We start from the raw sequence: 14,022 nt of genomic DNA, 5'->3' as shown, positions 1-14,022 counted from the left end.
CCGCGCATCGTTCTGCAAGATCGAGGATTGCCAGTGATGGAGAAACCCATGCGAAACCCGGCCAATGCAGCCATGCCCCGCGGCGGCGACAGCCTGCGCCTCATCCGCAACCGCACCTTCGATGAGATCCGCCTCGGCGACACCGCGGCGATCGAGCGCACGCTGACCGCCGAGGACATCCAACTGTTCGCAGTGCTGTCCGGCGATGTCAATCCGCAGCATCTTGACCCGGCGTTCGCCGCTTCGACCCGGTTCCATGGCGTGATCGCCCACGGCATGTGGGGCGGCGCACTGATTTCAGCGGTGCTGGGCACGCGGCTGCCCGGTCCCGGCACGCTGTATCTCGAGCAGACGCTCAGGTTCCTGGCGCCGGTGCGGATCGGCGACACACTGACGATCAGCGTGACCGTGACCGAACGCGACGAAGCCAGCAAGCGCCTGACCCTGGCCTGCGCCTGCATCAACCAGGATGGTGCAACGGCCATCGAGGGCGAGGCGAAGGTAATCGCGCCAGTCGAAGGTATCGAGCGCCCGCGCAGCGTGCTGCCGGACGTGCGGCTCAGCCCCGGCCATGGCGGTGTGGCTCTGCTGCTGGATCACGTGCGCCCGCTGGGCGCGATCAAGGTCGCCGTCGTGCATCCCTGCGACGAGATCAGCCTGAAAGGCGCGCTGGACGCACACGACGCCGGACTGATCGAGCCTCTGCTGGTGGCGCCGCGAGCCAGACTGGAAGCGGTGGCAGCCGCGGCGCATCTCGACCTGACCGCCGTCGCGATCGAGGATGTCGCGCACAGCCACGCCGCGGCCGCCCGTGCCGTCGCGATCGCCGCAGCAGGCGGAGTGGAGGCTCTGATGAAAGGAAGCCTGCATACCGATGAACTGATGGCGGCGGTCGTCGCTTCCGATAGCGGCCTGCGCACCAAGCGCCGGGTGAGCCATTGTTTCCTGATGCAGACGCCGTCGTATCCGCGCCCGTTCATCATTACCGACGCCGCGATCAACATCGCGCCGGACCTGGACGCGAAGGCCGATATCGTCCGCAACGCGATCGACCTGGCGCACATGATCGGCGTGGCTGTGCCGCGGGTGGCGATCCTGGCGGCGGTGGAGACGGTCAATCCACGGATGCCGGCGACGCTGGATGCCGCCGCGCTGTGCAAGATGGCCGACCGCGGCCAGATTACCGGCGGCGTGCTGGACGGACCGCTGGCGTTCGACAACGCGGTTTCCGTTGCGGCGGCCAGGATCAAGGGCATCGATTCGCCGGTCGCCGGCCAGGCCGATGTGCTGGTGGTGCCGGACCTGGAAAGCGGCAACCTGCTGGCCAAGCAACTCGAATACCTTGGCGGTGCGGGCAGCGCCGGCATCGCGCTCGGCGCCAAGGTGCCGATCGTGCTGGTCAGCCGGGCCGATTCGAGTCAATCGCGGATCGCTTCCTGCGCGATCGCGGTACTGGCTGCGCGTCATTACCGGGACAATCCGCCGTGATCGCGTGCCTCCGCTCCATCCGGACGCGTTGATCCTGACGCTGAACTGCAGCTCGTCCAGCATCGGGTTCGCGGGCGATTTTCAGACTCCCGTGCACTGCCCGTACTGTCGGCGCTGGCCGGTCATGGCAGCACCTCCGTCCCCGCTTCGCCCGCCACAACCGCAAACGCTTGCGACAAAGCGCCGATCACCGCCGGTCGACCGGTATCGAGGGCGAACTGGCAGGCGGCTTCCACTTTAGGCGCCATGGAACCCTCTGCAAAACAGTGCAGCTGCAGATCTGCGGCGCGGATCCTGCGCAATGGCTGTTGTCTGGCCGTCCGCCAACCCAGATAGACCGCATCCACGTCCGTCAGGATCACCAGGCGCTCTGCCCTGAGCCGCTGTGCCAGCAGCGCCGCGGCCAAGTCCTTGTCGATGACCGCTTCGATTCCATCGTGTGCGCCGCCCGGCAACGCTCGAACCGGAATGCCGCCACCGCCGGCGCAGACCGTGACCACGCCTGCATCCATCAGGCGTCCGATTACCGGCAGTTCGATAATTTCGACAGGACGCGGCGAAGCCACCACTCTGCGCATGCCGTCGCCATCGGCAGCGAAAGACCAACCGTGCGCCGCGCGCAAGGATTCGGCCTCGAGCGCGCCGTAAACCGGTCCGATGGGCTTTGTGGGATGTTCGAAGGCGGAATCTCCGGGATCCACCCGAATCCGGGTAAGCAGAGCGGCGATCTCGCGCTGCGGGCGCTCATTGCGCAACGCTTGCGCGATCACGTAGCCGATCATGCCCTGCGATTCGGCGCCCAGCAGGTCGAGGGGATAGGGAGGAACGCCCCGGTAGGCCTCGGCTTCGAGGGCCAGCAGGCCGACCTGCGGGCCGTTACCGTGCACCAGCGCGACTTCGTTCCCATCGCAGGCATGGGCCAACGACTGCGCGGCGGCCTGCATGTTGCGCTTCTGGTTTTCCGCTGTCAGCGGCTCCCCACGCTTGAGCAGCGCATTGCCGCCGAGCGCTATCACCAGGCGCACGGACTACGCCGCCCGCGCTATAGGCGGCCGGCGGTTACCCAAGGGTTGCTGCTGGGTGATGCAATGGATGTTGCCGCCACCCAGAAGGATTTCGCGGCCGGACACCATCACGATGCGACGCGTCGGGAACAGCCGCGCCAGCGTTCGCCGTGCACATTCATCCTGCGCATCATCGAAGCACGGCATCACCACTACGTCGTTGGCGATATAGCAGTTCACGTACGAAGCGGCCAGCCGGTCGCCCGCGCTGCGCGGCAACGTTCCATGCACTTTCTCGACACCCGCCGCTTCCTCCGCGCTGATCAGCACGGGTGCCGGCTGGTGCAGCTTGTGCACCGTGAGCGCGCGCCCGCGCGCGTCGCGCATCCCGCGCAAACGTTCGAGCGCTGCGCATGAAATGGCGTGCTGCGGATCGGAAGGGTCGTCGGTCCATGTCAGCATCACCTCCCCCGGGGCGACGAAACGGCAGAAATTGTCGATGTGCCCACTGGTCTCGTCGCGATAAACGCCTTGCTCCAGCCATAGCACGGTGCTGGCGCCAAGATAATCCCGCAGGTACTGTTCGACCTGCGCGCGGTCCATGCCAGGATTGCGGTTGGGATTGAGCAGGCATTGTTCGGTGGTGAGGACCGTACCCTGGCCATCCACGTCGATAGACCCGCCTTCCAGTACGAAATCGGGCGCGTAGCGATCGTCGTTCTCCAGCTCCAGGACTTTCTCCCCGACCAGGTCGTCCTGGTCCCAAGGAAAATACAAGCCGCCGGACAGGCCGCCCCAGGCGTTGAATTTCCAGTCGATGCCGCGCACACGCCCTTGTCCATCGACTACGAACGTGGGTCCGCAGTCCCGGATCCAGCTATCGTTGCTGGTCATCTCGATGACGCGGATTTCCGGATCCAGCAATTCACGGGCGGCCACGTACTGCGAAGGCGAAGCGCAGACGCTGACCGGTTCGCCCCGCGCGATCGCTGCAGCGACCGCCGCGAAAGCGTGCTTGGCCGGCACTGCGCCGTTGCGCCAATTGTCCGACCGTTCCGGCCATAGCATCCAGCAACCCAGGTGGGGCTCCCATTCGGCCGGCATGCGAAACCCATCCTGGCGCGGAGTAGTGGCGAGCAATCTAGGCATGGGGCTGGCCTTTGCGCGCGGCATCGGCGCGGCGGAGCAGGAGTTCTCCAACGATCAAGGTCGCCACCACGCCGCCGATCACCGCCCGCACATAGTCCGGATCGTAGTCCCCTGGCTTATAGACGAAGAACACGATGGCTTGCAGGATGAAGACCATGCATATAGTCGCCAGCAGTACGGCCACGCCATAACCGCCCGGCACCCGGTAGGGCCGTGGCGTTGCGGTATCGCTGTGCCTTAGTTTCAGGAACGCCAGGAACAAGAGGAAATAAGGAAGCAGGAAGACCACGGACGAAAATGCGAAGGTGGTCCAGAACAGGTCCTCGGCGCTGCTCGCCATCGCCGCGTAGACCAGCAGCATGGCGCTGCCTAGCAGGCCGCCAAGAATCGCCGAACTGGCGGGCGTGCGGTACTTCGCATGCAATTTTCCGAAAATTGCGGGAAGGTCGCCGCGGCTGGAGGCTTCGGCCGCGGAGCGATTGGCGCCCAGGGTCCAAGTGACCATGTTGGCGATCAGGGTGTAGAGCGCCATGCCGCCGAGGAGATAGACCGCGGCGTCTCCCGTTTCCCCAGCGCCGAACAGGCGATGGAAAGTATCCGGAAGCCCGGTGATCAAGCCTATGTCCTGGATCGGCAGCGCCAACAGGATGCCGACGGTGGCGAAGATGTAGAAGAAGGCGATGATTGCGCCTGAGCGAATGATGGCCCGCGGCACATCCCGTCCCGGGTCCTTCATTTCCTCGGCAGCGCCGGACATCAGCTCGAACCCGAGATAGTTGTAGACGATCACCGGCAGGAAGGCCAGGCTGGCTCCCCAGCTGGGGCGCAACGATTCCAGGTCGAATCGATTGGCCACTCCATGGCGCGCGGCATAGACGATTCCGCCTATCCCGATCGCCAGCATGATGATCACCTTGAACGCCGCACCTATGTTCGGTACCCATTTGCCCACGTTAAGGGTCAAGATGTTGATCCCAACGGTGAGCCAGGTGAGCGCCAGCGTAATGGCGATCTTGGCCGTCAAGCCCATGTCCGGGGCCAACAATTCGGCCAGGATTCCCGCGAACAAGATGTAGACCGACGGCATCCAGAAGGCGACGTTCACCCACCATAGCCATGCCGTCCGGCTGGCCCAGCTTGGCCCGAACGCGCGACGGACCCAGGCATAGATGCCGCCTTCTTCCGGATAAGTACTGCCGAGTTCGGCGGTGATCAGGCCATAGGGAATGAAGAACAGCAGCAGCGTCAGCACCCACCAGAAGATCGATTGCACGCCTATCGCAGCCGAAGCGGCCAGTTGATCGACGATGAGGATCGCGCAGACGGTGAACAGCGTCATGTCCAGACCACGCAAAACCCTGCGGAAGCGGGCAGAAGATGGAACGGCGACGGCGGGTGCGGAACTGGCCATGACGGTCTCCGGCATTCAGCGGTTGAGGAAATCTTCTATCAGGCCGCCGTGATAGGCGGTCAGTGCGGCGGACGCCCGTCTGAGGCGCGGATAGAGGAGGTGGACGAGCAGTCCTTTTTCGGTATGCAGCCGGTTCTCCGACTGCTGGTAAACGATGGAACGCGGGCCATCGATGACCTCGTCCGTGACCTCGACCCCTCGCGAGGCAGGCAAACAGTGCATGAACTTCGCGCGCGCCGGCGCCCTGTCCAACAGTTCCCGGTTGATCTGGTACGCGGGCATGAAAGCGCGCCGGCGGTCGGGAATTTCCTCTTCCTGTCCTATCCACCACCAAAGATCGGTGTAGACGAAATCCGCGTCGCGAACGGCCCAGTGGACATCGTCGGTGACCGTCAACGATCCTCCCGACGCGTCGGCGTTGGCGCCGGCGGCTTTCTGCCAGGACGCCGGTGCCTGATAGCGATCAGGAGCGGCATGGACGAAGTGCATGCCCAGGCGGGTGCAGATCATCATCAGCGAGGAGCAGACGTTGGTGGCGTCGCCGATGAAGGCGACGCGAAGATCGGAAAGCGGAGTACCGGACTGGCTGTGCTCCCTCATGGTAAAGACGTCGCACAATGCCTGGGTGGGATGGTTGTAATCGGTCAATCCGTTGATGACCGGGACTTTCGAGTCCGCGGCCAAATCAAGGACGGTCTGGTGCTTCAGCGTGCGCGCCTCTATGGCATCGACCATGCGGCTGATAACCCGCGCGGTGTCTCTGATGCTTTCGCGCTGGCCCATGTGGATCTCGCCGGGACGCAGATAGAGCGCGTGTCCGCCCAGCTTCGTCATCGCCACCTCGAACGAAATCCTCGTCCGGGTCGAAGGTTCTTCGAAAATCATGCCGAGCGAAGCGCCTGCCAGGAGTTTTGGACACGCTCCCGCCCGATCAGCGCGTTTCAGAAGCTCGATCAGATCGAGGAGGTGCAGCAGCTGGTCCGATGTGAAATCCTGGGTGTCGAGAAAGTGCTGGGGCGCTCGCATCGCGTTGTCCACGAATCATGGCTGCGTCCAAAACTAGATCAATAGAGGCAAACCGTATTGATCCAGGTCAACGCTGAAGCACCAGGCGATGGCCGGTCCTGGCCAACCCGTTGGAATGCCGGCCATCCTTCAAGAAGGTGCGGGCACATTCCCGGCACAGCGAACCGGTGCTTTGAGCGCGCGGACACTCGTCGGGAGGAGTCAGTTTCGTCTCGACCAGCCGTGCGCGGATCCGGCCCAGCCGTCAACCGGATGCAACCCTGACGACCGGCCGAATCCCCAGTCGAAGCAATCGTAAGCGCCGGAGAAAAATACATTGGCTCGAGCCAATGAAGCCCTCGCCCTGCCCTGCGGGCTCCGGCCTTGTCGATCGGGCGCAGGGCAGGACGACTGCAAGCGATGAAGAAAACCGCGTAGGGAGATTTTTCGCTAGCTGACCAGCACGTCGCTCTTGGCATGCGCGAACACGACCTGGTTGCCGTCCTGGTCCTGCACGATCGCCACGTCCACCAGATCGGATCTGGATTTCTCGCCGATGCGTATGCCCTTGGATTCCAGGCCGGCGATTTCGCGGTCCAGGTCCTCCACCACCAGCGTCACCGACGACAGCCCCGCACGGCTGCCGTCCTCGAACACCTGCACGCATCCGCCGTTGGGAAGCTGCCATTCGGCCATTTCGTCCATCGGGCGCGAGGCCGGCCCCAGTATCTGCTCGTACCAGACCACGGCGGTATCGATGTCCTTGACTGCGATTCCAGCCAGTGCATTGACGATGGACATGACGCTCACCTTTCGCTGGGGATAAGCGACTGGATACAGAAGACGCGGTTATTTGGCAGTGAAACCCAAGCGGCGCGCGCATCCACGCGGCTTGATTTTTCTCAACCCGGAGACATGAACAGGCGGCTACGCGGCCAGCGACAGGTCCGGCAATTGCGCTTCTGTCCGCAGTCGAAGTCCGAACTGTTCGGCCAGCTTTTCCAACAGCACCGGTTTCACCGCGTCCATGCCGGACGGCCCGCCCAGGTCGGACAGCGTGGTGACTTCCAGGCCCTGGTAGCCGCAGGGATTGATGCGGTGGAACGGCTCCAGATCCATGCCGATGTTGAAGGCCAGGCCATGGAAGGTGCAACCGCGGCGCACGCGGATGCCCAGCGCGGCGACCTTGGCGCCGGCGACGTAGACGCCGGGCGCGCCTTCCTTGCGCTCGGCGTGGATGTTCCATTCGGCCGCCGTATCGATGACGGCCTGTTCGATGCGGTTGACGTACTCGCGCACGCCGACCTTCATGCGTTTCAGGTCGAACAACGGGTAAGCCACGATCTGCCCGGGGCCGTGGTAGGTCACCTGGCCGCCGCGATCGACGTGGATTACCGGAATATCGCCGGCTGCCAGCACATGCTCGGGTTTTCCGGCCTGGCCCAGGGTGAACACGGGGTCGTGCTCGACCATCCAGATTTCGTCTTCGGTCTGCTCGCCGCGCAGGTCGGTGAAGCGTTGCATCGCCCGCCACACCGGCTCGTAGGCCTGCCGGCCCAGTTCGCGCACGCGGCCCGGCAGTACGGTCAGATCGTCCACTTCACTTCCGGGTGCGTGCGCAGGGCGTGGTGGGCGGCATCGTACTGGGCGCGGTCCTCGGCGCGGAAGCCGATGCGCACCGAGACGTACTTGCCGTTGGAGGAATGCTTCCAGCTGATGCTTTCCTCCAGCACTTCGATGCCGGCGACGGTCAGCAGGCGCGGCAGCTCGGTTTCCAGCCCGCTGTCGGCCGAGCCCATGGCGCTGAGCTCGAAGGTGCCGGGGAACTGGAAGCCGTGGTCGGGGTTGTCTGATTTGATGCTCATGCGGGGATTATTGGGCTGTTGCCCCCGAAACCCAAGCCTTGCGGAAGTCGCGTGGGAGCGGCGTCCCGCCACGAGCTTTTAACCGGTTGCCATATCCAGCTTCAAATCAGAAGCAAGAGCTCGCGGCGGGACGCCGCTCCCACGACCATTCTCAACGGATATCAAGGAAAAGGGCCGCATTCGCATGCGGCCCTTCGGTGGAACTTGGAGCTGACTGAGCTGGATCAGCGCGCCAGCTCGGTCATGGTGGAATTGACCCAGCCCTTGTTGCCCAGCTCGTCTTCCACTTCCCACATCAGGCCGTCCTTGTTGCCGGTGGGGTACAGCATCATGCCCGGGTCCAGGGTGCGCACGGCCTTGCCGGTGCCCTTGGAATTGGCCAGCAGGCGCGCCGACTTGGTCACCGAGAGCGCCTGGGTGGCGTTGGCGGCCGAGGCATTGCCCGGCAGGCCGCCCAGCTGGCCGATGATGTCGGTGTAGGCCTGCAGATAGGCCAGGGTGATGACCTGGCCCAGCTCGGTGTTGGCGTAGCCGGAAACGCCGGCCGCGCCGAAACCGCTGCCGGAGAACAGGCCGCCGCTGGCGCCCCAGCCGATATCGGTCTTCTTGGCGTTGCCCTCGGCCATGGCCACCTGCTCGGAGGAGCGCACGTCGGTGACGGTGAGCACCACGTCGGCGGTCTTCTTCTTGAAGTTGAGGCCGCCGATGAGGGCGCCGGCATTGCCGCCGACCAGGCCGCCCAACAGGCCGCCCAAGGCATTGCCGCCGGCGTCGTTGTTGTTGGCGATCAGATCGGGCACCAGCACGTAGTCGGCCGCCTTGATCTGGCCCTTGCCGATGTTGGAGCGGCCGCGCAGTTCGCCGCTGGAAGCCAGCGCGCGTTCGCCCATGGCCGCGTCCAGGCCGGCGCCGCGGTCGACCAGGGTGAAGCAGCGCGACTTGTTGACGAATACCTTGATCAGCTTGGAAGGCGCCGGCAATTGCTGGCCCGTCCACCAGTTGGTGGCGTCTTCGGGCTCGATCACCGAAATGGTGCCGAGCGGCTTGGCGCAGGTCGGAATCTGGGCCACCTGTTCCTTGCGCTGTTCCTGCGCGCTCTTGCGCTGGGCCGATGCCGGCGCCGAGGCGACCGCCACGGCCAAGCCGAACACGCCTGCGGCCAAGGCCGCGTGTTTCGAAATAATGCTGATGCTCATCGAACTTTCCCTATTGAGATAAACGTGCATGAATGCCGCGTGGCATTCTCCTTTGCTGACTCGCGGCCTGGAGCGGATCCCCCTCTCCGAAACCCCGAGCCGGCATGGTAAATCAAACGTTGCCGACTCCCGCTGTCGAGATTCGGAAGTCCGCGTCGGATCCATCATGAAAACGGCGAATCCGATGGCCGGCGGCCAGCGGCGGAAACGAAAAAGCCGGCTTGCGCCGGCTTTTCGTGGGTCATGGCGGTCCGGTCGACCGGACCAGTCAACCGGATCGGATCACTCCGACTCCCACCACATCCAGAAGCTGTCCCACAGGCGGCGGAAGAAGCCGCCCTCTTCCACTTCGTTGAGCGCGACCAGCGGGGACTGGGCCACCAGCTTGCCGTCCAGGCTGACCTTGACCGTACCGATGGCCTGGCCCTTCTTGATCGGTGCTACCAATACCTTGGGCACGTCCATGGTCGGCTTCAGGTCGGCATAGCGGCCGCGCGGCACGCCCACCAGCAGCGGCGTGGCCACGCCCAGCTGCACTTCCTTGGTGGTGCCCTTCCATACTTTCTGCTGCGCGACCTGCTTGCCGGCTTCGTACAGGCGGTGGGTTTCGAAGAAGCGGAAACCCCAGTTCAACAGCGCCATGCTGTCGTCGGCGCGCTGTTTCTCCGAAGTGGAACCCATCACCACCGCGATCAGACGCTGGTCGCCGCGCTTGGCCGAGCTCATCAGGCAATAGCCGGCGCCGGAATGGTGGCCGGTCTTGATGCCGTCCACCGCCGGATCGCGCCACAACAGCAGGTTGCGGTTGGGCTGGGTGATGGTGCCTACGGTGAATTCCTTGATCTTGTTGAAGGCGTAGGTGTCCGGGTAGTCGCGGATCAGCGCCTGGCCCAGCAACGCCAGATCATAGGCGGTGGAGTAGTGCTCCGGCGCCGACAGGCCGTGCGCGTTGACGAAGTGCGAGCCCTTCATACCGATCTTGGCGGCGTAATTGTTCATCAGCGCAGCGAAGGCTTCCTCGCTGCCGGCGGCGTGTTCGGCCAGTGCGATGGCGGCATCGTTACCGGACTGCACCGCCATGCCTTTTTCCATGTCGACGAGTTTGGCGGTCTGGTTCACGGCGAAACCGCTGTAGCTGCCGTCGGTGCCCGCGCCGCCTTCGCGCCAGGCGCGCTCGCTCAGCATCACCGGGTCGTCGGGTTTGATCTTGCCGTTCTTCTGTTCGGCGGCCAGCGTGTAGGAGGTCATCACCTTGGTGATGCTGGCCGGCTCCACGCGCTCGTTGTAGTTCTCGCCCGCCAGCACCTGGCCGGTGGTGTAGTCCATCAACACCCAGGCGGTGCCCACGGGCTTGGGCGCAGGCGGAATGGCCACTGCAGCGGGCGCAGGCGCGGCGGCGGCCGGCGCCGGAGTAGCCGGCTGCGGCGCGGGGGTCTGGGCGAAAGCCAGGCCGACCGAAACGGTGGCCAGCGCGGCGATTGCGAAACGGAACTTCATTTGCTGCTAACTCCAGGAAGGCCAGGGCCCGTTCGAAAGGGGAAAAACGAAAAAAAGAGGCGAATTGTAAGGGGCGGGCGCGGGGTTTACTCGCGGACCACCTGCGGCTGGCCGAATCCCAGACCTGCGATACGCCCGGCCAGTTCCGTCGCCGAGTCCGAATCGGAAGCCTGCACGCGCAAACGCCACAGCGTGCGGCCGTTGCTGGCCACATCGCTGAGGCTGGCACGGGCGATGCCGGCAGCGCTGAGCCGCGCCAGGGCGCGGTCGGCATTTTCGCGGCTGGCGAAGCTTGCGACCTGCAATTGCACGTCGTTGCCGGACACCGGCGATGGATTGGAAGACGGTGCCGACGCCGGAGCCGGTGCGACAGCGCGCGGCGCGGGCGCGGCCGTCGCGACACTGCGCGGGCTATCGGCGGACTTCCGCACCGGGGCCGGCTTGCCCGTGGCCACGCGCACGCCGCGCGAGCTCATCCAGGCGTCGAAGGCCTCGGAGCTGGCTTTCTGCTTGGGCTCGGCGCTGACGTGGTAGCGCCATGGGTCGCCAGGGTCCGAAGCAGCCGGCGCGGAACCGGTGGCCTGCGTCTGGCCAGTCGTTGCCTGCTTGGGCAGACGATCCACCAGCTGATCCATCGGCGTTGGCTTGCCGGTGGCGATGCGGGTCGGAATGCCGGTGGCGACGGTGGTCTTCACTGTCGGCGCGGCGGCGAGCGTCGTGTCGCCGTCGTCGTTGCCGGTCAGCGCACGCACTTCCACCCGCCCGGTGCCGCGCTGGGTGATGCCCAGCTTGACCGCGGCGGCATAGCTGAGATCGATGATGCGGCCTTCATGGAAGGGGCCGCGGTCGTTGACGCGCACCACCACCGACTTGCCGTTGTCCAGATTGGTGACGCGCGCGAAGCTGGGCAGCGGCAAGGTCTTGTGCGCGGCGGTGAAGGCGTACATGTCGTACACCTCCTGATTGGAAGTGCGGCGGCCATGGAACTTGTTGCCGTAGTACGAGGCCGTGCCCCGTTCGACGTAGCCATCGACGCGCTGCATCACTTCGTACTTCTTGCCCAGCACGCTGTAGGGCGAGCGGTTGCCGACGGCCGAACGCGGCTCGCTGGTGACCAGCGGCTCGGCGATGCAGTCCACGTCGGGAACGTGGTCGGGGGTCGTATCGGGAACATGCGGCGCGTACAGCCCGCCTGCCTTGTAGTCGCCGCGCTTGCTCAGGTCTTCCTGCGCCGGCGAATACTTCTGCGAACATCCGGCTGCGACGGCTTGCGTCGGCGCCGGACGCTGCGCGTGCCCGCCGGTTTCGGCCGATGCGGGAGGAGGCGGAGACTTCTTCGGTGCGCTGCTGCAGGCAGCGAGCGTTAGCGCCAATAAAGGCAGCGCCAGCCACTTCATGCCGGTGGGATCTCTTTGCCGGCGATGGCTTGCGACAACTGGTAAACGGCCATCGCGTACATCTTGGAGTTGTTGTAGCGGGTGATGGCGTAGTAGTTCTGGAAACCCAGCCAGTACTGCTTGCCGGCGCTGCCTTCCAGCGAGACCAGAGTAGCGGTGGCATCGGGCGCGACCGGATCCAGCGGGCGGTAGCCGCGCTGGGCCAGGTCGGCCAGCGTGTAGTCGGGCGTCCAGGTTTCGGGATTGAACTCGGCGAAGCCGGGTTGCAGTTCCGCGCGCGCCGCGATCGCCCCATCGCGCACCCAGCCGCCGCGTTCGCCGCCCTTCTTCAGGAAATAGTTGGCGATGGAGGAAAACACGTCGTCGTAGCTGTTGAACAGGTCGCGGCGTCCGTCGCCGTTGCCGTCCACCGCGAATTCGCGGTAGCTGGACGGCATGAACTGGCCCAGGCCCATGGCGCCGGCGTAGCTGCCGGTCAGGTTGGCGATATCCAGGTTCTCCTCGCGACCCAACGCGAACAATTGCGCCAGTTCGTCGCGGAAGAATTGCTCGCGCTTGTATTCGTAGGCCGCACGTTCGGGGTTGCCGCTGCGCGGATAACGGAACGCCAGCGTGTACAGCGCATCGATCACCCGCGTCTTGCCGGTGAACCCGCCGTAGCTGGTTTCCACGCCGATGATGGAAACGATGATCTCGGCCGGCACCCCGGTGCGCGCTTGCACGCGCTGCAGTTCGTCGCGGTGCGTGGCCAGGAAGGCGCGCCCGCCTTCGATGCGCGATTCGGTGATGAAGTTGGGGCGGTATTCGGCCCAAGTCTTGGTCCGTTCGGCCGGACGCGACATCAACGCGACCACGCTGTCCAGGAACTGGGCCCGCGACAGCACCGCTTCGATGGTGGCCGGCGCGATGGCGTAGCGGGCGGCGGTGTCGCGCACGAAGTTGGCGCGCGCGACTTCGAAGGGAACCGGCGCCAGGTCGATCGGCGCACCGGGCGGCAGGGCTTCGACGGAAGTCTCCGCGGGGCCTTTCGCGGACTTCGGCGTCGCCGGCTCGGCGGCCGTTTGCTGCGCCGGAGTCGGAGACTTCACTGGCGTCGCGCATGCGACCAGGCCAAGGGTGAACAAGCAGAAAAGAGCGGTTCGGGTCATCGGCGCCGAGGGTAGCATGCGTAAAGCAGTGAAGAGTGAATCGTGCGGGAGCAAACTTACCTTCAGCAAAAAGCGGCTTGGCCTCCCCCTTTGAAGCGATTTTCAACAGCCGAATGGCTGGTCAAAAGGGGGATTGAGGGGGATTTGCTCTTGATCTCGCTCATTCGCTCTGCTCAACGAAAGCAAGATCAAAAGCAAATCCCCCGTAGCCCCTTTGTCAAAGGGGGCAAAGCAAGAGCGAATGCGCTTCTTCCCTGTTCACATCAATATCCATGCACCGGCCGATGCGCGCGCACCGACATCACCAATCCCAATCCCGCCAACAGCGATACCGCGGAAGTGCCTCCGTAACTCAGCAACGGCATCGGCACGCCCACCACCGGCAGCAGACCGGAGATCATGCCGCCGTTCACGATCACGTAGACGAAGAACGACAGCCCGATGGTGCCGGCGACCAGGCGCGAATAGGTGTCGCGCGCATCGATGGCGATCCATAGGCAGCGGCCGATCACGAACAGATACAACGCCAGTACCAGCGCCACGCCGAGCCAGCCGAATTCCTCCGACAGCACCGCGAAGATGAAGTCGGTGGTGTGCTCGGGCAGGAAGTTGAGGTGCGACTGGGTGCCCTCGCCCCAGCCCTTGCCGGTCATGCCGCCGCCGCCGATGGCGATCTTGGACTGGATGATGTTCCAGCCGGTGCCCAGCGGGTCGTTCTCCGGATTGAGGAAGGTCAGGATGCGGTCCTTCTGGTACGGGCGCAGGAACCACAACCACGCCACCGGCGCCGCGGCCGCCGCCCCGCCCGAAGATCCGCAGGCCGCAGCCACGGCGCCCGCCGAAACGCCGGTCAATCGGAACA

13 protein-coding genes are annotated in these 14,022 nt (G+C 64.8%); 1 reads left to right on the top strand and 12 read right to left on the bottom strand.

What is annotated here, in order from left to right; all coding sequences use genetic code 11:
- Window positions 1-48: 48 nt before the first annotated feature.
- A complete protein-coding gene (locus CSC73_RS08635; RefSeq protein WP_163840041.1) occupies window positions 49-1,488 on the top strand; it encodes a bifunctional enoyl-CoA hydratase/phosphate acetyltransferase in 1,440 nt (479 codons plus the stop codon).
- Between the two features lie 122 nt (window positions 1,489-1,610).
- Here the strand turns inward: CSC73_RS08635 and CSC73_RS08630 are convergent, their stop codons facing one another.
- The 12 genes from CSC73_RS08630 to CSC73_RS08575 all read right to left on the bottom strand — a co-directional run.
- Window positions 1,611-2,513: a carbamate kinase gene (locus CSC73_RS08630; RefSeq protein WP_163840040.1), complete on the bottom strand. Its 903-nt coding sequence runs from the start codon at window positions 2,511-2,513 to the stop codon at window positions 1,611-1,613.
- Window positions 2,514-2,516: 3 nt separating this feature from the next.
- Window positions 2,517-3,641, bottom strand: coding sequence for an agmatine deiminase (gene aguA, locus CSC73_RS08625; RefSeq protein ID WP_163840039.1), 1,125 nt, complete (start codon window positions 3,639-3,641; stop codon window positions 2,517-2,519).
- The gene (locus tag CSC73_RS08620; RefSeq protein ID WP_163840038.1) at window positions 3,634-5,052 is read right to left on the bottom strand and encodes an APC family permease; all 1,419 of its coding nucleotides are present in this window, start codon (window positions 5,050-5,052) and stop codon (window positions 3,634-3,636) included. Before CSC73_RS08620 ends, aguA begins: the two co-directional genes overlap by 8 nt.
- Window positions 5,053-5,067: 15 nt before the next feature.
- Entirely contained in the window at window positions 5,068-6,090 is a 1,023-nt protein-coding gene (ptcA, locus tag CSC73_RS08615; protein ID WP_211840851.1) for a putrescine carbamoyltransferase, read from the bottom strand.
- Between the two features lie 417 nt (window positions 6,091-6,507).
- Window positions 6,508-6,858 carry a VOC family protein gene (locus tag CSC73_RS08610; protein ID WP_093283780.1) on the bottom strand — a complete coding sequence of 117 codons (351 nt, stop codon included), beginning with the start codon at window positions 6,856-6,858 and terminating at the stop codon, window positions 6,508-6,510.
- Between the two features lie 126 nt (window positions 6,859-6,984).
- The gene (gene lipB, locus CSC73_RS08605) at window positions 6,985-7,656 is read right to left on the bottom strand and encodes a lipoyl(octanoyl) transferase LipB (RefSeq protein ID WP_425502294.1); all 672 of its coding nucleotides are present in this window, start codon (window positions 7,654-7,656) and stop codon (window positions 6,985-6,987) included.
- Entirely contained in the window at window positions 7,644-7,922 is a 279-nt protein-coding gene (locus CSC73_RS08600; RefSeq protein ID WP_163840037.1) for a DUF493 family protein, read from the bottom strand. Before CSC73_RS08600 ends, lipB begins: the two co-directional genes overlap by 13 nt.
- 224 nt (window positions 7,923-8,146) lie before the next feature.
- A complete protein-coding gene (locus CSC73_RS08595; protein WP_163840036.1) occupies window positions 8,147-9,118 on the bottom strand; it encodes a CsgG/HfaB family protein in 972 nt (323 codons plus the stop codon).
- A gap of 282 nt (window positions 9,119-9,400) precedes the next feature.
- Window positions 9,401-10,615: a D-alanyl-D-alanine carboxypeptidase family protein gene (locus CSC73_RS08590; protein ID WP_163840035.1), complete on the bottom strand. Its 1,215-nt coding sequence runs from the start codon at window positions 10,613-10,615 to the stop codon at window positions 9,401-9,403.
- An 86-nt stretch (window positions 10,616-10,701) separates the two neighbouring features.
- Entirely contained in the window at window positions 10,702-12,012 is a 1,311-nt protein-coding gene (locus tag CSC73_RS08585) for a septal ring lytic transglycosylase RlpA family protein (protein WP_163840034.1), read from the bottom strand.
- Window positions 12,009-13,160: a lytic murein transglycosylase B gene (mltB, locus tag CSC73_RS08580; protein ID WP_163840033.1), complete on the bottom strand. Its 1,152-nt coding sequence runs from the start codon at window positions 13,158-13,160 to the stop codon at window positions 12,009-12,011. Before mltB ends, CSC73_RS08585 begins: the two co-directional genes overlap by 4 nt.
- A 263-nt stretch (window positions 13,161-13,423) precedes the next feature.
- A partial coding sequence (locus CSC73_RS08575; protein ID WP_163840032.1) for an FtsW/RodA/SpoVE family cell cycle protein occupies window positions 13,424-14,022 on the bottom strand: 599 nt, incomplete at its 5' end.

Origin of the sequence: Pseudoxanthomonas sacheonensis, from assembly GCF_010093305.1 — a bacterium.
Classification (GTDB): Bacteria; Pseudomonadota; Gammaproteobacteria; order Xanthomonadales; family Xanthomonadaceae; genus Pseudoxanthomonas_A; species Pseudoxanthomonas_A sacheonensis.
This window is presented reverse-complemented; position numbering and strand designations above follow the sequence as displayed.

Excerpts from the sequence above, each read along its gene's own strand:
- CSC73_RS08595 (WP_163840036.1), bottom strand. The coding sequence starts at position 9,118 with ATGAGCATCAGCATTATTTCGAAACACGCGGCCTTGGCCGCAGGCGTG.
- CSC73_RS08590 (WP_163840035.1), bottom strand. The coding sequence starts at position 10,615 with ATGAAGTTCCGTTTCGCAATCGCCGCGCTGGCCACCGTTTCGGTCGGC.
- CSC73_RS08600 (WP_163840037.1), bottom strand. The coding sequence starts at position 7,922 with ATGAGCATCAAATCAGACAACCCCGACCACGGCTTCCAGTTCCCCGGC.
- aguA (WP_163840039.1), bottom strand. The coding sequence starts at position 3,641 with ATGCCTAGATTGCTCGCCACTACTCCGCGCCAGGATGGGTTTCGCATG.
- mltB (WP_163840033.1), bottom strand. The coding sequence starts at position 13,160 with ATGACCCGAACCGCTCTTTTCTGCTTGTTCACCCTTGGCCTGGTCGCA.
- CSC73_RS08620 (WP_163840038.1), bottom strand. The coding sequence starts at position 5,052 with ATGGCCAGTTCCGCACCCGCCGTCGCCGTTCCATCTTCTGCCCGCTTC.
- CSC73_RS08585 (WP_163840034.1), bottom strand. The coding sequence starts at position 12,012 with ATGAAGTGGCTGGCGCTGCCTTTATTGGCGCTAACGCTCGCTGCCTGC.
- CSC73_RS08635 (WP_163840041.1), top strand. The coding sequence starts at position 49 with ATGCGAAACCCGGCCAATGCAGCCATGCCCCGCGGCGGCGACAGCCTG.
- CSC73_RS08610 (WP_093283780.1), bottom strand. The coding sequence starts at position 6,858 with ATGTCCATCGTCAATGCACTGGCTGGAATCGCAGTCAAGGACATCGAT.